Origin of the sequence: Aeromonas sp. 600948 (assembly GCF_049174875.1) — a bacterium.
Taxonomy (GTDB): domain Bacteria; phylum Pseudomonadota; class Gammaproteobacteria; order Enterobacterales; family Aeromonadaceae; genus Aeromonas; species Aeromonas veronii_A.
This window is the reverse complement of the sequence record NZ_JAAKTY010000010.1, coordinates 119,928-137,401: the sequence shown is the minus strand read 5'-3', so window position 1 is coordinate 137,401 and position 17,474 is coordinate 119,928. Positions and strand designations below refer to the sequence as shown.

Here is a 17,474-nt window from a genome sequence, read left to right as displayed (position 1 = left end):
CGTTATGATTCGTTTTGACAAGGTCAGCAAGGTATACAGCGGCGGCCATCAGGCGCTGCAAAAGGTCAGCTTTCACCTGCGCAAGGGAGAGATGGCCTTTCTGACCGGGCACTCGGGGGCGGGCAAGAGTACCCTCCTCAAACTGATCAGCGTGATGGAGCGTCCGACCGATGGTCGCGTCTTCTTTCATGGTGATGATGTCAGCCATATCCAGCGCAGCCAGATCCCCTATGTTCGCCGCCAGATCGGGATGATCTTTCAGGATCACCGCCTGCTGATGGACCGCACCGTGTTCGACAACGTAGCGCTGCCGCTGGTGATCGATGGTTACAGCCATGCGGACATCAACAAGCGGGTGGCGGCGGCATTGGACAAGGTAGGGTTGCTCGGCAAGGAGCGTTACCAGCCGCGGATGCTCTCCGGGGGTGAACAGCAGCGGGTCGGCATCGCCCGTGCCATCGTCAACAAGCCGCCGCTGCTGCTGGCGGATGAACCGACCGGCAACCTGGATCCCCAGCTCTCCATGGATATCATGCGGCTATTTCAGGAGTTCAACAATTTTGGGGTCTCTGTACTGATTGCTACTCACGATCTGGGGCTGATCGCCCGCATGCGCTATCGCACCCTGACCCTCAAGGCGGGTCGCATGTATTCGGCCGGGGAGGAGCTCTGATGGCTATCGTTCGTCACAAGCAGCCGCCGCTGCGTCGTCTGATGATGTACGGGGTTGACCATGTGCGGCAGGCGTTTGCCAGTCTCGGGGAGCTGTGGCGAAATCCGCTCGCCTCCCTGATGACGCTGGCGGTGCTCGGTGTCAGTCTGGCGTTGCCCTCCTGCTTCCACGTATTGTTGAAAAACGCCGAGGTGGTGGAGGGGAGCTGGCAGAACAGCTCCCAGATCTCCCTCTATCTGCGCAAGGATCTGCCGGAGCAGAGCATTCTCGATCTGCAGCACAGGATCCTGCTCTATCCCGAGGTGGATTCGGTCACCTACCTGAGCCGTGACGATGCGTTGCGGGAGTTTCGCGAGATCTCCGGTTTCGGCGATGCCCTCGATTATCTGGACAGCAACCCGCTACCGCCGGTGCTGAGCGTCATTCCGGATCCGCGCTGGCAGAATCCGGAAGGGGCCGCCGAGTTGCTCGGCAAGCTAAACAATGAGGATGGGGTCGAGCAGGGCAAGCTGGATCTGCAGTGGCTGACCCGCCTGCAGGGGATCATGAACCTGCTGCGTCACACCATTACCGGTATCGCCGTGCTGCTGCTCTCCGCCGTGCTGCTGATCGTCGGCAACACCCTGCGTCTCAACATCCTCAACCAGCGTTCAGAGATCGAGGTGCTCAAGCTGGTGGGGGCAACCGATGCCTTCATCCATCGCCCTTTCCTCTATACCGGCATCTGGTTCGGGGTGATCGGCGGCATGCTGGCATGGTGGCTGACCGAGGTGATGGTGATCTGGAGCGAAGGGGTGGTGAAGGAGCTTGCGGGCTTGTATAACAGTAACTTCCGGCTGGTTGGCATGGGTCTGGTAGATGGGGTGAACCTGATCCTGCTGGGGGCCTTGCTGGGGCTGATTGCTTCCTGGTTTTCGGTTCATCGTCACATTCGAGATATAGAGCCATCCTGATTAATTTATTATCAAAGTAAATCGCTGGATTTTGAGAGGTGGATCAAGTAAAAGAGGCTCCGTTTCTGGCTTGGCCCCCATAGTCAGAGTATTCTGAATAACAATGATCTTCCGGATCTTCGCTAGATCCAGTGAACCTTCTGATTTATAAGCAGTCTATTAAAGCTGAAGCATTTATACGGGTGTGGCCCCTCTGCCTTGCTCGTCAGACTTGGCAAGCATGTGAAGGTTGCGAGCTCCGCAACAATGGACTTAGCATGCTACTTTTCGGGGGTCCTTCATTGTGACCCCCTTTTTTTGACTGTTCATTCATGATTCATCCTGCAGGCTTAAGATAAGCCGGTCTAAAACTGGGCATGTTCTTTGATACACGCCGCAGAATGGCATCCGGTCAGTAGACAGACCCTCTCAGGGTGTTAGACTGATTTGATTGAAAAGTAAGAGGTAACAGATGGGAACTTCATTGCAGCGCACTATGGCTCTGATTCCGCAAGGTAGTCTGGAAGGCTATATCCAGGCAGTAAACTCTATTCCTGTGCTGAGCGCAGAGGAAGAGCGTGAACTGGCTGAGCGTTTGCAGCAGGATGGCGATCTCGAGGCTGCTCGTCAGCTGGTTATGTCGCACCTGCGCTTTGTCGTTCATGTCGCCAAGAGTTATGCCGGTTACGGCCTGCCTCAGGCCGATCTGGTTCAGGAAGGCAACATCGGCCTGATGAAGGCGGTCAAGCGCTTCGACCCGACGGTCGGCGTGCGTCTGGTCTCCTTTGCAGTGCACTGGATCAAAGCCGAAATCCACGAATATGTCCTGCGCAACTGGCGCATGGTCAAGGTGGCGACCACCAAGGCCCAGCGCAAGCTCTTCTTCAACCTGCGCAAATCCAAAAAACGTCTGGGCTGGCTGAACCACGAAGAGGTTCAGGCCGTGGCGGCCGATCTCGGCGTCTCTGCCGCTGACGTGACCGAGATGGAAGCGCGGATGGCCAACTACGATCAGGCGTTCGATCTGGTTGGTGATGATGAAGAAGAGGGCGGTTTCGCTCCGGTTCACTATCTGGAGGATAAATCCTCCGATCTGGCCGCGACCATCGAGAATGACAACTGGGACGATCATGCCACCCGTCGTCTGAGCTCTGCCCTCGCCACCCTGGATGAGCGCAGTCAGCACATCATCCGCGCTCGCTGGCTCGATGATGACAGCAAGACCACTCTGCAGGAGCTGGCCGATACCTACGGCGTCTCTGCCGAGCGTGTGCGTCAGCTTGAGAAAAACGCACTCAAGAAGCTGAAAGATGCCATGGAAGCCTGATGCTTCCTCTCATAAAAACAGGGCCTGATGGCCCTGTTTTTGTTTCGCAAGGATCTGGTCGGCCTTGCTTTGGTTACCCTTGAGTGTGTTATGTTGCCGCCACTGCCACATTAGGGAGAGCAGAAGTGAAACTGTTGAACGACCTGTTTACCAACAACCGTGAGTGGGCCGAACGGATCAAAGCCGAAGATCCCGCTTTCTTTGCCACCCTTTCTGCCCAGCAGGCCCCCGAATACCTCTGGATCGGTTGTTCCGACAGCCGGGTCCCCGCCAACCAGCTGATGGGGTTGCTGCCGGGGGATGTCTTCGTCCACCGCAACGTCGCCAATCTGGTTGTACATACCGATTTCAACTGCCTCTCCGTGCTGCAATACGCGGTAGAAGTGCTCAAGGTGAAGCACATCATCGTCTGCGGTCACTATGGCTGCGGCGGCGTCAAGGCCGCGATGCAGAATCAGGAGCTGGGTCTCATCGACAACTGGCTGCGCAACATCAAGGATGTCTACTTCAAATATGGTGAAGAGCTCGAGGCCATCGAGGATGAGCACGAGCGCTTCGACTACCTGTGCGAGCTGAACGTGGCCGAACAGGTCGCCAACGTCTGCCACACCACCATCATCCAGAACGCCTGGCGCAAGGGGCAGGAACTGGCGGTGCATGGCTGGATCTACGGGATCAAGGATGGTCTGCTGCACGATCTCGATCTCTGCATCAGCGGCCCGGATCAGATCCCCGACGTCTACCGCGCCTGGCCGGATATGCGTCCGCCCCACCGTCGGCGCTAGGGAGCTTCATGGTGGCGCCAGCCCTCTATCTGCAGATCAAGCAGCACATTCTGGACGGAATCCGCGAACGCCACTATCAGGCGGGGGACAGGATCCCGACCGAAGCGGCCCTGTGCGAGCAGTTCACCGTGAGCCGGATGACGGTCAACCGGGCGTTGCGGGAACTGGTGGCTGAGGGGTGGCTGGTGCGTACCGCCGGTTCCGGCAGCTTCGTGGCGGACAGGCGAACCGAATCGCCGTTGCTGGCCATTCGCAACATCGCTGACGAGATCGCCGAGCGTGGCGGCGAGTACAGTGCCCGGGTGATCCGGCTGCAGCGGCTGGCCGCCGACGAGAAGGTGGCGGTACAACTGGGGCTGCGGGTAGGTGCCCCTATCTTTCACAGCCTGATCGTCCATCAGGCTGATGGTGAGCCGTTGCAGCTGGAGGAGCGCTTCGTCGATGCCGGGCGCTTGCCGGGCTATGGCGAGCAGGATTTTACCCAACAGACCCCCAACCGCTATCTGATGGATGTCTGCCCCCTCTCCGAGATGGAGCACGTGGTGGAAGCCGTGTTGCCGAGCGCCGGTGAGGCGGGATTGTTGCAGATCCGCGTAGATTCCCCTTGCCTGTTGTTGCACAGACGCACCTGGTCGGAGGGGCATCTGGTCTCCTACGCCCGTTTGCTCTCCCCCGGTTCCCGTTACAAGCTAAGCTCCAAGACTCAGCTGGAGTAAATGTCTATACAACTTGATTTTGCAAAGCCCACCTCCTGGTGGGCTTTTTTGTGCTTAAACTCTAAGTTTGATGCTGTTATCAGGATGTGAATTTCGCTCTTTCTTTCGTCATAGAGATCGACTATAAGAATATGTATATACATTTGAGGTCGCTATGAACAAGGAACTGTTGAACTGCGAGCGGGTCTGGCTCAACGTGACGCCCGCTACCCTGAATGATGAGCTGGCCGACTACGGCCTGCTGCCGCTCCACGCCATCGGCGTGAAGGATGGCAAGATCCACGCGCTGGTGCCGATGGCCGAACTGAAGGGGTCGTATCCCGCTCACTGGCAGGATATGCGGGGCAAGCTGGTCACCCCCGGCCTTATCGATTGTCACACCCATCTGGTCTTCGCCGGCAGCCGTGCCGAAGAGTTCGAGCTGCGTCAGCAGGGAGTGCCCTATGCCGAGATCGCCCGTCGGGGCGGTGGCATCATCAGCACGGTGCGTGCCACCCGTGCCGCCAGCGAAGAGCAACTGTTCGAGCTGGCGTTGCCGAGGGTGGCATCCCTGATCCGCGAAGGGGTCACCACGGTGGAGATCAAGTCCGGCTATGGCCTCACTCTGGCTGATGAACTCAAGATGCTGAGGGTGGCCCGCCGACTGGGAGGGGCGCTGCCGATCCGGGTCAAGACCACTCTGCTGGCGGCCCATGCGGTGCCGCCGGAGTATCGCGACGATCCCGATAGTTGGGTCGAGACCATCTGTCAGGAGATCATCCCGGCCGCCGCCGAGGCAGGCTTGGCCGATGCGGTGGATGTCTTCTGCGAGCACATCGGCTTCTCGTTGGCCCAGACCGAGCAGGTCTATCTGGCGGCGGATCAATACGGCCTGCCGGTGAAGGGGCATATGGATCAGCTCTCCAATCTCGGTGGCAGCACACTCGCTGCCAACTTTGGCGCCCTCTCGGTGGACCATCTGGAGTATCTGGATCCGGAAGGGATCCTGGCGCTGGCCCACCGTGGCGTGGTCGCCACCCTGCTGCCCACCGCCTTCTACTTCCTCAAAGAGACCAAGCTGCCGCCGGTCGCCGCGCTGCGCAAGGCGGGGGTAGCGATGGCGGTCTCCTCCGATATCAACCCGGGTACGGCCCCTATCGTCTCGCTGCGGATGGCGATGAACATGGCCTGCACCCTGTTTGGCCTGACCCCGCTGGAGGCCATGGTCGGGGTGACCCGTCACGCCGCCAAAGCACTTGGCGAGCAGGATCGTCTTGGTCAGCTCAGGGTCGGCATGGCGGCCGATTTCCTGATCTGGCACTGCGCCCATCCGGCCGAGCTGAGCTACATGGTCGGCGTCGATCAGCTGGCAGGCCGCATCTTCAACGGCGAGGAGACCCTCCATGGATAAGTTCAACCCGATCGACATGTCGCTCTGGCAGGGGCGGCAGGATCCGGAAGATGGCGAACTGGCCCTGCGCTGGCACGACAAGGTGCTGCCCTGGACCGCCGGAGCACAAGACTCTGCCGGTGTAGTACTGCTTGGTTTTGCCTGCGATGAAGGGGTGCGCCGCAACAAGGGGCGCATTGGTGCTGCCGGGGCGCCGCTGGCGGTGCGCAAGCTGCTGGCCAACACTGCCTGGCACCTGAACCGTCCCGTCTACGATGGCGGAGATGTGAGCTGTACCGATGGCAATCTCGACGCCGCCCACGGCCATCTGGCCGAGCGGGTCGCTGCCGCGCTCGATTTGGGCCACTTCCCGCTGGTGCTGGGGGGCGGTCACGAGGTGGCCTTCGGCAGCTGGAGCGGCCTCAACTTGCATCTGGCGGGTCAGGGGCGAGTCGGCATTATCAATTTTGACGCCCACTTCGACCTGCGCATGAAGCAGGAGCAGGCCAGCTCTGGCACCCCCTTTTTCCAGATTGCCGAGCAGTGCGCCGCTCAGGGCACACCGTTTCACTACGCCTGCCTTGGGGTGGCCGAGACCGCCAATACCCAAGCCCTGTTTGCCCGTGCCAAGGCGCTGGGTGTGTGGCATGTGCTGGACGAGGCGATGACCCAGACCGAGCTGCCAGCCTTGCTAAGCGGGCTGGACGCCTTTATCGCCGATTGTGATCACCTCTATCTGACCATCGATCTCGACGTGCTGCCCGGCGCCGTTATGCCGGGAGTGAGCGCTCCCGCCGCTCGCGGCGTGGAGCTGGCGTTGATCGAACCGCTGATCGCCCATATCCGGGCCAGCGGCAAGCTCAGGCTCGCCGATCTGGCCGAGTACAACCCGACGCTGGATCAGGACAACCGCAGTGCCCGCGTGGCCGCGCGACTGGTTCATCTGTTGACCCGTTAACCCTTTTGGCCGCCCGTCGCCGAAGGCACCCTATTGATACAACAAGGAGTGTGTATGTCTGTGCAACAGCAGGATCCCCGTCATGATCCTAACCGCGTGATCCGTGCCCCGCGCGGCACCGAACTGACCGCCAAGAGCTGGCTCACCGAAGCGCCGCTGCGGATGCTGATGAACAACCTGGACCCCGAGGTGGCCGAGCATCCCCAGTCGCTGGTGGTCTATGGCGGCATCGGTCGCGCCGCCCGCAACTGGGCCTGCTTTGACAAGATCGTCGAGGTGCTGACCCGGCTCGAGGAGGATCAGACCCTGCTGGTGCAATCCGGCAAGCCGGTCGGGGTGTTCCAGACCCACAAGGATGCGCCGCGGGTTCTGATCGCCAACTCCAATCTGGTGCCGCACTGGGCCAACTGGGAGCACTTCAACGAGCTCGATAAGAAGGGCTTGATGATGTACGGCCAGATGACCGCCGGCTCTTGGATCTACATCGGTACTCAGGGGATCGTGCAGGGCACTTACGAGACCTTCTTCGCGGTGGCCAATCAGCACTTCAACGGCGAACCCAAGGGGCGCTGGATCCTGACCGGTGGTCTCGGCGGCATGGGTGGTGCCCAGCCGCTGGCTGCCACCATGGCTGGCTTCTCGATGATCGCGGTGGAGTGCGACGAGACCCGCATCGATTTTCGTCTGCGCACCCGTTATGTGGACAAGAAGGCTCACAGCCTGGATGAGGCGCTGGCCATGGTCGAAGAGGCCAAACAGAGCGGCACCGCCATCTCCATCGGCCTGGTCGGCAACGCCGCCGACGTCTTCGCCGAGCTGGTGGTCCGGGGCATCACCCCGGATGTGGTGACCGACCAGACCTCCGCCCACGACCCGGTGCACGGCTACCTGCCGCAGGGCTGGAGCGTTGCCAAATGGCGCGAGCTGCAGCAGAGTGCCCCGCAGGAGGTGAATCTGGCTGCTCGTCGCTCCATGGCCCGTCAGGTGGAGGCGATGCTGACCCTGCAAGAGCGCGGCGCGGCGACTCTGGATTACGGCAACAACATCCGCCAGATGGCGCTGGAGGAGGGGGTGGCGAACGCCTTCGACTTCCCCGGCTTCGTCCCCGCCTATATCCGCCCGCTGTTCTGCGAGGGGATAGGCCCGTTCCGCTGGGTGGCCCTCTCCGGCGATCCGGAAGATATCTACAAGACCGATCAGAAGGTGAAAGAGCTGATCCCCGACGATCCTCACCTGCACAACTGGCTCGACATGGCCCGCGAGCGCATCGCGTTTCAGGGACTGCCGGCGCGGATCTGCTGGGTCGGGGTCAAGGATCGGGTGCGCCTCGGTCTGGCCTTCAACGAGATGGTGAAAAACGGCGAGCTGAAAGCCCCCATCGTCATTGGCCGCGACCATCTGGATTCCGGCTCGGTGGCGAGCCCGAACCGCGAGACCGAGTCGATGATGGATGGCTCCGATGCCGTCTCCGACTGGCCGCTGCTCAACGCTCTGCTCAACACTGCTGGCGGCGCGACCTGGGTCTCCCTGCACCACGGCGGCGGTGTGGGGATGGGCTTCTCCCAGCACTCCGGCGTGGTGATCGTCTGTGATGGCACCGATGATGCTGCCAAGCGGGTCGGTCGGGTGCTGCGCAACGACCCGGCCACCGGCGTGATGCGCCATGCGGATGCGGGTTACGAGATTGCCATCAACTGTGCCCATGAGGCGAAACTGGATCTGCCGATGATTGACGGCGCCAACGGTGTCAAAGGAAAGGTGTAACACCATGTTTGAATTGACTATTACCCCGGGCGAGCTGGATCTTGCCACCCTGCGCCGCGTCAGCCGCGAGCCGGTACATGTTTCACTGGATCCGGCCGCCCTGCCGGGGATCCACGCCTCCGCAGCTGTGGTTACCAAGGTGATCGAGCAGAACCGGGTGGTGTATGGCATCAACACCGGCTTTGGGCTGTTAGCCAACACCCGCATTCCGGTGGAGCAGCTGGATGAGCTGCAGCGCTCCATCGTGCTTTCCCATGCGGCAGGGATTGGCGAGTACATGGATGACGCCACCGTACGGCTGATGATGGTGCTCAAGCTCAACTCGCTGGCGCGCGGCTTCTCCGGCATCCGGCTGACGGTGCTTGAGGCCTTGATGACCCTCATCAACGCCGAAGTCTATCCGGTAGTGCCGAAGAAGGGATCCGTCGGTGCCTCCGGCGATCTGGCGCCGCTGGCTCATATGAGCTGCCTGTTGATCGGGGAGGGCAAGGCCCGCCACAAGGGCGAGCTGATCGATGCCGCTACAGCGCTGAAAATTGCCGGGCTCGAGCCTATCGCGCTGGCACCCAAAGAAGGATTGGCGCTGCTTAACGGCACTCAGGCGAGCACTGCCTTCGCGCTGGAAGGGCTGTTCCATGCTGAGGATCTGTTCGCTGGTGCCATCACCATAGGTGCTATGAGTGTGGAGGCTGCCCTTGGCAGCCGACGGCCGTTCGATGCCCGCATCCACGCGGTGCGCGGTCAGCGTGGCCAGATCGACGCGGCCGCCTGCTATCGCCACCTGCTGGTGGATGGCAGCGAGATCGGCATGTCCCATCACAACTGCGAGAAGGTGCAGGATCCCTACTCATTGCGCTGCCAGCCGCAGGTGATGGGGGCCTGCCTGACCCAGATCCGTCAGGCCGCCGAGGTGCTGGTGTGCGAGGCCAATGCGGTCTCCGACAACCCGCTGGTGTTTGCCGAGGATGAGGAGATCCTCTCCGGTGGCAACTTCCATGCCGAGCCGGTGGCCTTCGCGGCCGATAATCTGGCGCTGGCCATCGCCGAGATAGGTTCCCTCTCCGAGCGGCGAATGGCGCTGCTGATCGACTCGCGCATGTCCGGTCTGCCGGCGTTTCTGGTCAATAATGGCGGGGTCAACTCCGGCTTTATGATCGCTCAGGTCACCTCGGCGGCGCTGGCCTCCGAGAACAAGACCCTGGCCCATCCCGCCTCGGTGGATAGTTTGCCCACTTCCGCCAATCAGGAGGATCACGTCTCCATGGCGACCTTCGCTGGCCGCCGGCTTGCCGATATGGCCGAGAACACCCGCGGCATTCTGGCAGTTGAACTGCTGGCGGCGGCACAGGGGCTCGATTTTCGCGCGCCGCTGCACAGTACCGAACTGATCGAGCTGGCCAAGGGACGACTGCGGGCAGAGGTGAGCTTCTACGACAAGGACAGGTACTTCGCGCCGGATATCGAAGCGGCCGCCGCCCTGCTGGGCCGTGCCAGCTACAACGACCTGATCCCGGTCGGGGTACTGCCCAGCCTGTAAGCCTTGATCCCCCTTCTCTCCTGGCGGGAGAAGGGTGGGGGATGAGGGGGACGCCGCTTCACTGGCGCCGGTGAGGTCCGGGAGCCGATAACAAAAGACCGCCCAATCGGGCGGTCTTTGCGTGTCTGACGTTGGTTGAACGCAGTTATTCGTGTTCGAACATCAGGAACAGATAGACCACAAACAACACCAGATGGGTCGCACCATGGAGCACATTGGTGCGGCCGCTGCTGAAGGTCACTTTACAGACCATCAGGGTCGTGACCAGCAGCACCATATCGGCGGGGGAGAGGCCGAGGCGTACCTCCTGACCCAGCATGGAGCCGATAAAGAGCACGGCAGGCACGGTGAGGGCGATGGTGGCCAGCACCGAGCCGAAGTAGAGGTTCATTGCTCGCTGCAACTGGTTGTTGAAGGCGGCTTTGATGGCGCCGACTGCTTCGGGAGCCAGCACGATACAGGCGACGATAAAGCCGCCCAGTGCGGCGGGCGCGTCCATGACATGCACCCCGTAGTTGATGGGGATGGCCAGGGTCTTGGCCAGCAGGATCACCACCAGCAGGTAGGCGAGCAGCAGGATGGTGTGATAGACGTTGCTCTGCAGCGGGCCGTGGTGCTCCTCGTAATCCTCGTGATCGCTGTCGACGAAGAAGTGGCTGTGGCTGCGGGTCTGGATCAGCAGAAAGACCCCGTAGAGCAGGATCGAGATGATGATCAGCATCCACGACATGGCGCGCGACATACTGCCGATTGCACCACCTTCGGTGAAGTTGGGCAGCACCAGACAGAGCAGGGCCAGCGGGATGATGGCCACCAGATAGGATTTGACCCCGTCCAGATTAAAGCTCTGGGTGTGGTAGCGCCAGCCGCCAAACAGCAGGGTGAAGCCCACCAGACCGGTACTCACCAGCATCACTACCGCAAACATGGTATCGCGGGCCATGGTGGGGTTGGGCTCGCCGGTCAGCATCACCGAGGAGATCATCACCACCTCCAGCGAGATGACCGAGAGGGTGAGGATCAGGGTGCCGAAGGGCTCGCCCAGCTTGATGGCGAGGGCATCGGAGTGGCGCACTACCGAGAAGATGGCCCAGGTTACGATGGCCAGTAGTGCCGCCGAAACCGGAAGATAGATCCCGAGCGGAGTTGTCTCTGTCAGCAGGTCGCTCCCGATCGTCTTGAAAAAGAGCAGGGTCAGCAGGCCGACGGGCAGGGCAATCTCTTGCCGGATAAATGTCTTCATAGGCAATGGTTCTCATCTCGGGACGGCGCTGGCCGACAGGGATTGATGGGAGGCGTGCGTGAAGGTGCTCACGGTAGCCGAATGCTTATGATAAGGGTTCCATCCTCTCAGGGGCAGATCATTTTGTTGCTGAATGTAAATGGTGGTTCAAGGGCGATGAGCCAGGTCGTGGCAGAGGCTTTGGGAGTGTCAGCCTCTGTGCAAAAGGGTGCGTGTGCTCCCGGTGGGGGGAGCCCTGCCAGCGCTGGCCTGTGCAATATCGGTGTCAGCTCTCTTGCGAATATTGTGGAGGCCACGTCTGCTGCCAGATGGCAAGATCTGCCAGCGCCATGGGCCTGCCAAAGACGTAACCCTGGATCAGATAGACGCCGTGTTGCCGCAAGTAATCAACCTGTTCCCGCGTCTCAACCCCTTCCGCAATCATCTCCATGCCTGATTCCAGGCCAAACGTGATGATGGCATCCAGCACGCTGCGTTTGAGGTCGTTGGTGCCTATGGTATCGACGAACATCTTGTCGATCTTGATCTGGCGGATCCCGAGGCTCTGCAGGTAGGCAAAACCACCGTAGCCGGTACCGAAATCATCCAGTTTGAAGTGATATCCCATCTGCTGCAACAGGGTGATCTCCTCGGTAGCGGCTTTGATGTCGAGGATCGGCTTGCGTTCGGTCAGTTCGAAGGTAAGGCGCTCGGGCGAAGGGTTATGGTGTTCACTCAACATGTTGCGCAGCAAGGGTTGTTCGATATGGGTGGCCATCAGATTGACACTGATCCACTGCTCTGGTGGCAACAGCGGCAGATCCGTGATCACCTGCTCCAGCAACTGCCTGGTGATAGGCAGGATAAGTCCCTGATCTTCAGCATATTCGATGAAAGCGCTCGGGGGGATCAGCTCGTGTCCACGTTGCCAGCGTAGCAGCGCCTCAAAACCGGCAACCTGCCAGGTTCGAAGATCCACCACGGGTTGATAGAAGGGGATGAACTCCTGGCGCACCAATCCGGCCTGCAATAGCCCCTTGAGCGAGCGGCGATAGTTTCGCAGCGACCAGTAAGCGGTCACCAGCAGCAGGCCCAGGATAGTGCCGCTCCAGAGTGCGATTCGTCTGACTTGCTCGCGAGCATACAGATCCAGTGCAGAACCGGCCCAGATGGTTTGTCGGGTCAGTTTGTCCTGATCAAAGAAGCTCAGGCTGCGGCTGCCCTCTTCCAGCTTGATGGTCCGGTCACCGCGCGGGAAGCGGGGGGTCATCGCTGCGGGATCCCGCTGGCTGAACTCCAGATAGAAACAGTCACTGCAGGGGAGCTGTAGCAGATCGTGGCTCCAGCTGTTATCGAGCACCCAGTAGGCAATGTTGCCGCCGTTTTTGTAGTAGGCAACCATCTCCTGTTCCGTATTGAAACTGGCCGTTGTAGCAGTCAGCCCCAGTTTGTCGGGGAGGGCGCCATCCTGGTTGGCGTTTTTGATGAGCGAAATACCCACACCCAGGCTTGAGCAGCTTTTCCCTGATGCCAGTTCCAGCCCCTGCAGACGAATATGGGTGTTGTAAAAGCGGGGATCCCGCAGCAGTGCCATGTCGTTGGCACCACAATCGAAATCAAACAGCGTCAGCTGCTCGCTCATGGCCTTGTCCAGCGTGTGATGGCGTATCGCCATGGCTCGCTTTATCTCGGCCACCTTCTGCTCAAGCAGGTGGTTGGCCATCGGTTTTGTTAGCCACAGACCGACGGACTGGCTTGCCAGGATGGGCAAGAGCAGTAGCAGTACAGTGATCCAGAGGGGGGTGATGCGTAACAAGGGCGCCTGCCAGTTTTACGAGACACAAATGGGTCAAGCCATCATAGTGCATTAGTACAATCAATTTGAGCTCTACTTGTCACACTTATTGGATGATTTTTTAAATGTATGATTTTAAATGTTTTTATTGTTAACCTTGAAAAGATTCAATCGCTGACCTGTCATAAATGACAATTGCTCAACTTATCCGAACTGCTTTAGAGTACCCCTGCGGTTTGACTCACCGTGTGTTCAATACTCCTGTATCTGTTTTTTGTCAGTAGCACAGAGTGTTAGTTTTGATATGAGTGTTCCTTTTGGTCCCTTTTGAGGGACCATTTTTCTGTCTGCTATCTTCCCCTGCTCCACCTGTGTACCTTCCTTGGTATTCTCCCGCTGCTTTGGGTATGCTGCCCCGCTTAAATTACAGAAGCGGGATCCCCGTCCATAGTGATGGCCACAGCGCCACTGCTACCATGAACTCCAATGGATGATGCCGGGCACACGGAAAGGCACATGAAACTCACAACACATCTTGTCTCGTTTATTACCTTGTGCGTGATCGCTGCCATGGCGACCGTGCTGATTGGCGGGGTGTTCAGCTTTCGCGAGCTGGGCATGGAGTTGCAGCAAAAGAAGGTCGATGCGCTGGTCGAGGTGATCGACAAGCAACTCGACGTTGCTCACGGTATGGAGGATATGAGCCGCTGGTTGCCCACCTTGCTGCGGGCGGCTCATGTGGTGGAGCTGGAGGTGCGCCAGAATGACCAGCGGGTCTACTGGTTCCGTGACGTACAGCGTCCGGTTGATGAACCGCTGCTGGTGCCATACAGCCATCCGCTGCCCCATCAGGCTGGCATGCAGGCCAGCTTCAAGCTGGAGCGCCCCTTCAAGGAGGCGGAGTACTCCATCAAGGCGATGTCGGGCATCTCGTTCGGGATCTTCATCGTGGTGTTCGGTCTCTGGTACTCCATCCGCTGGTTGCGTCAGCAGTTGCGCGGCGCCGAGCTGCTGGGCATTCGCGCCCAGCTGATCCTCGATGACAAGCTCTCCAAACTAAGCCATGACCCCGCCGAAGAGTGGCCGGTGGCCGCCAGTCAGGCCCTCGATCATCTGCTCGCCGAGCTGGCGGATGCCCGCAAGGAGCGCAGCCGCTTCGACAACTTCATTCGCAGCAACGCCTTCGTCGACAAGATGACCGGCATCGGCAACCGCCTCTTCTTCGATAACCGGCTCGAGAGCGCTATCATGGAGGCGAGCGTGATGAGTGGCGGTGTCTTGCTGATTGAACTCGCCTGTCTGGAAGAGCTGGAAGCGGAGCAGTTCGAGCTGCAGGGGCATGATCTGCTGCTGGAGGCGAGCGCCGTGATCAGTGCTTTTGTGCGCAAGCATAACGGTGCCTTGCAGGCTCGTTATGCCGGACATGTCTTTGCGGTATTGTTGCCCAACATGTCGGAGAGCGAGATGGTGGACAGTGCCAGCCAGCTGCTCAAGAGTCTGCAACGGCTACACTGGCCGCAGCAGGTCAATCCGGAGACGGCCATCTATATCGGGGCTGTCTGCTACCAGGCGCAAGACACTCTGCTCAAGGTGCAGGAGGAGGCCGAGCTGGCCCTCAAGAGTGCACGTCTGCAGGGGCACAACGGCTGGTTCCTCTACGAGAAGCAGCTGGACGAGGAGCAGAGCAGCAAGGGGACGGTGCGCTGGCGCACCCTCATCAGTCGCCGTCTTGAAGAGCAGGGGATCGATTTTTATACCCAACCGGTCCAGCAGGATCGGGATCAGGTGGTACTGCAGCAGGATCTGCTCACCTATATCCACGATGAGCAGGGGAGGGAACTGCAAGCAGGGATCTTCATGCCAATGGCGGAGAAGGTGGGCCTGCTGCTGCAACTGGATCGGCTGGTGGCGGAGCAAACGCTGGTGTTGCTGCGCCAGCGTTCCGAGCAGAGCTGTCCCATCACTCTGACCCTGAGTGCCCAGAGTCTGCTCAACCGCGAGTTCCAGCGCTGGCTCTTCTTCGCCCTGTTCCAGCTGCCGCGCAGCACCAACGAGCGGTTGATCCTGCAGCTCTCGGAGGCTCAGGTCACACGCCACTTCGAAGCACTCAAGCGGCCGCTGCGCTCCCTGCGGATGCTGGGCTGCCAGCTGGCCATCGATCATGCTGGCCAGGATGTGGTGAGCACCCAGTACATCAAGGAGTTCGAGATCAACTTCCTCAAGCTGCACCCCAGCCTGGTGCGGGAGATTCACGCCCGACAGGTGAACCAGATGGCGGTCCGCAGTCTGGTGGGGGGCTGCGCCAATACCCGTACCCGGGTGCTGGCGGTGGGGGTAGAGAGTGGCGATGAGTGGAAGATGCTGCGCCACCTCGGGGTGCATGCCGGGCAGGGGCCCTGGTTTGCCGAGCCACGCCGGTTGGTGCAGGAGTCGGCTGGTGATTGAGATAAATGAGAGAGGGTCGTCGTGGGGCGACCCTCTCTCGTTTTCGGTTGCCGTCAGGCGGGGCTCACAGTCGCCCCTGCTCCCGCAGTCCGGCCAATCCCTGCATGCCGCCGGTATGGATAAAGACAATCTTGCTGCCGGGGGCGATGCGGCCCGCAGCCAGCTCGCGAAACAGCCCCCACATCGCCTTGCCGCTGTAGATGGGCTCCAAAGGCAGACCTGTTTCGGCGCTGAAATCTTGAACCCACTGCCAGAGGGCCGGGCTGAATTTGGTGTAGCCACCATCGTGGTGATCGAGTGCGACCCGCCAGCCGGGGATGCTGGCGGCAGCGGGATGGAGGCGACACACCTCGTCAGCGATAAAGCCGCCTCCTTTCAGTACCGCAATGGCGAGGATCTGCTCCCGGTCCTGTTTGCCAGCGATTAGGCCCGCCAGGGTGCCGCCGCTGGCACAGGGCAGTACCCAGAGATCCGGCGAGAAGGGTACCTCGCCGACCAGTTCGGCAACCCCGGGGATAGCCAGCGGGCTGCTGCCCCCTTCCGGCACGATCAGGGTATCGGGTGCATCGAATTGGGCCAGCCAGTCGGGATCCTGGCGACGGCGGTAACTCTGGCGGTCGACGAAAACGAGATCCATACCCCAGCGTCTGGCATCCCTCAGGGTGGTATTGCTGACGGCATCAGATTCGCCCCGTATGATACCGGTAGTTCGAAGGCCAGATTGGCACCCTGCTGCTGCCAGTGCATGGATGTGATTGGAGTAGGCGCCGCCAAACGAGAGTAGATGCCGTTTGCCGTGCTCTCTGGCATGAAGCAGGTGGTATTTGAGCTTGCGCCACTTGTTGCCGGAGATGGTCGGATGGATCAGATCATCCCGCTTGCACCAGAGTTCGACGCCGTAGCGGGTCAGCAACGGGTGGTGGAGGGGGTGCAGGGGGGAGGGCAGGATAGCTGACCCCTCTGGCTCGGCTGGAAGGCTGGCTTGCAATGGTGAGTCCGTCTTTTATATAGAGGCTAATCTGCTGTTTATGTTAATATTTCATACATTTAATCACTATTGATGGGCGGGCTTACATGAAAAAACTGTTCAGACGGTCGACGCCAAGCCGCCAGGTCGGGCTCTTGTTGGCCAATGACAGGATCATGCTGGCTGCAGTGGGCAATCCCCCCGTCTTCGCGACGCGCACCATCAACGGCCCACAGGAGTGGGCTGTGGCCATGAACGAGCTGTTCAGCCGTTATGGGCTGGCCAAGTCTAAAGTGCGGGTAGCCCTCGCCGCCAGCCTTTATCAACAGATCCAGATCGACAAGCCTGCCGTGCCTGACGCCGAGATGGCGGGGGCGCTCCCCTGGGCCATCAAGGACTATGTCAGCGAACCCGTGCTGCAACTGGCGATGGATTATGTGGACTTGCCCACCCCGCCTGCCGGTCGTCCGCGCATCAATGTGATCTGCCTGCCCAAGAGCCGGGTGCAACAGCTGGCCGATGCCATCAACGGCATCGCCACCCTGCAATCCATCATCAGCGACGAGCTGGCGCTCACCTCTCTCTATGAAGCGGATGACACTGTGCGCATGCTGCTGTGGCAGCCCAAGGGGCAGGATCTGCAACTGCTGGTCTTCCATCAGGGGGGGCTCTGCTTCTCCCGCCAGCTGCGCGGTTTCACCAGCCTGACCGGCGAACATGAGCCTGACGCCATGCTGCTCGATTCACTGGCGCTGGAGATCCAGCGCTCCCTCGACTATCTGGCGGGCCAGCTCAAATTGCCCGAGCTGGGGCAGATGCAGTTTGCCGTCGCTTCGCCCTTTATCGGTACCCTGGTGCGTCACATGGAGCAGACCTTCGGCTTTGCCGTCTCCGCCATGGCCAACAAGGCGGTGCTGGCCGGCGTCGAATACCTCTCGGCTTATGCTGCCGCATTGGGGGATGATCAATGAGAGTGTTATTCCC

Annotated in this window: 14 protein-coding genes; 11 read left to right on the top strand and 3 right to left on the bottom strand. The window is 60.2% G+C overall.

All coding sequences use genetic code 11. From position 1 onward, the window contains the following. The first annotated feature begins 4 nt into the window (after nt 1-4). The 9 genes from ftsE to hutH all read left to right on the top strand — a co-directional run bounded on the left by ftsE (nt 5) and on the right by hutH (nt 10,061). Entirely contained in the window at nt 5-673 is a 669-nt protein-coding gene (ftsE, locus tag G5182_RS10860) for a cell division ATP-binding protein FtsE (RefSeq protein WP_005339995.1), read from the top strand. Continuing rightward, the gene (ftsX, locus tag G5182_RS10855) at nt 673-1,626 is read left to right on the top strand and encodes a permease-like cell division protein FtsX (protein WP_005342860.1); all 954 of its coding nucleotides are present in this window, start codon (nt 673-675) and stop codon (nt 1,624-1,626) included. The genes ftsE and ftsX overlap by 1 nt, the downstream gene beginning before the upstream one ends. Before the next feature lie 451 nt (nt 1,627-2,077). Further along, the gene (rpoH, locus tag G5182_RS10850) at nt 2,078-2,932 is read left to right on the top strand and encodes an RNA polymerase sigma factor RpoH (protein ID WP_005339997.1); all 855 of its coding nucleotides are present in this window, start codon (nt 2,078-2,080) and stop codon (nt 2,930-2,932) included. A gap of 125 nt (nt 2,933-3,057) precedes the next feature. After that, complete coding sequence (gene can, locus G5182_RS10845) at nt 3,058-3,717, top strand: carbonate dehydratase (RefSeq protein ID WP_005339998.1); 660 nt, start codon at nt 3,058-3,060, stop codon at nt 3,715-3,717. A gap of 11 nt (nt 3,718-3,728) precedes the next feature. Beyond that, nucleotides 3,729-4,433, top strand: a complete 705-nt coding sequence (gene hutC / locus G5182_RS10840) for a histidine utilization repressor (RefSeq protein ID WP_041202413.1) — start codon at nt 3,729-3,731, stop codon at nt 4,431-4,433. A 154-nt stretch (nt 4,434-4,587) separates the two neighbouring features. Further along, nucleotides 4,588-5,823: an imidazolonepropionase gene (gene hutI / locus G5182_RS10835; protein WP_227341531.1), complete on the top strand. Its 1,236-nt coding sequence runs from the start codon at nt 4,588-4,590 to the stop codon at nt 5,821-5,823. Further along, entirely contained in the window at nt 5,816-6,760 is a 945-nt protein-coding gene (gene hutG / locus G5182_RS10830) for a formimidoylglutamase (RefSeq protein WP_421254369.1), read from the top strand. The genes hutI and hutG overlap by 8 nt, the downstream gene beginning before the upstream one ends. 54 nt (nt 6,761-6,814) lie before the next feature. Continuing rightward, nucleotides 6,815-8,524: a urocanate hydratase gene (hutU, locus tag G5182_RS10825; protein ID WP_421251920.1), complete on the top strand. Its 1,710-nt coding sequence runs from the start codon at nt 6,815-6,817 to the stop codon at nt 8,522-8,524. Between the two features lie 4 nt (nt 8,525-8,528). Then, nucleotides 8,529-10,061 carry a histidine ammonia-lyase gene (hutH, locus tag G5182_RS10820; protein WP_421251919.1) on the top strand — a complete coding sequence of 511 codons (1,533 nt, stop codon included), beginning with the start codon at nt 8,529-8,531 and terminating at the stop codon, nt 10,059-10,061. A gap of 145 nt (nt 10,062-10,206) precedes the next feature. On the opposite strand, the gene G5182_RS10815 is transcribed toward hutH, so the two are convergent. Both G5182_RS10815 and G5182_RS10810 read right to left on the bottom strand, forming a co-directional pair. Continuing rightward, entirely contained in the window at nt 10,207-11,304 is a 1,098-nt protein-coding gene (locus G5182_RS10815; protein ID WP_266134562.1) for a calcium:proton antiporter, read from the bottom strand. Nucleotides 11,305-11,569: 265 nt separating this feature from the next. Beyond that, nucleotides 11,570-13,099: an EAL domain-containing protein gene (locus G5182_RS10810; protein WP_227341526.1), complete on the bottom strand. Its 1,530-nt coding sequence runs from the start codon at nt 13,097-13,099 to the stop codon at nt 11,570-11,572. A gap of 495 nt (nt 13,100-13,594) precedes the next feature. Between G5182_RS10810 and G5182_RS10805 the strand changes: the two genes are divergently transcribed. Beyond that, nucleotides 13,595-15,523 (top strand): EAL domain-containing protein, encoded by a 1,929-nt coding sequence (locus G5182_RS10805; protein ID WP_227341525.1) that lies wholly within the window; start codon nt 13,595-13,597, stop codon nt 15,521-15,523. A gap of 64 nt (nt 15,524-15,587) precedes the next feature. Here G5182_RS10805 and G5182_RS10800 read toward each other — a convergent pair whose 3' ends face one another. Then, nucleotides 15,588-16,511, bottom strand: a complete 924-nt coding sequence (locus tag G5182_RS10800; RefSeq protein WP_421254368.1) for a 1-aminocyclopropane-1-carboxylate deaminase/D-cysteine desulfhydrase — start codon at nt 16,509-16,511, stop codon at nt 15,588-15,590. Between the two features lie 86 nt (nt 16,512-16,597). Between G5182_RS10800 and G5182_RS10795 the strand changes: the two genes are divergently transcribed. Next, a complete protein-coding gene (locus G5182_RS10795; protein WP_421205609.1) occupies nt 16,598-17,461 on the top strand; it encodes an MSHA biogenesis protein MshI in 864 nt (287 codons plus the stop codon). The last annotated feature ends 13 nt before the right edge of the window (nt 17,462-17,474 follow it).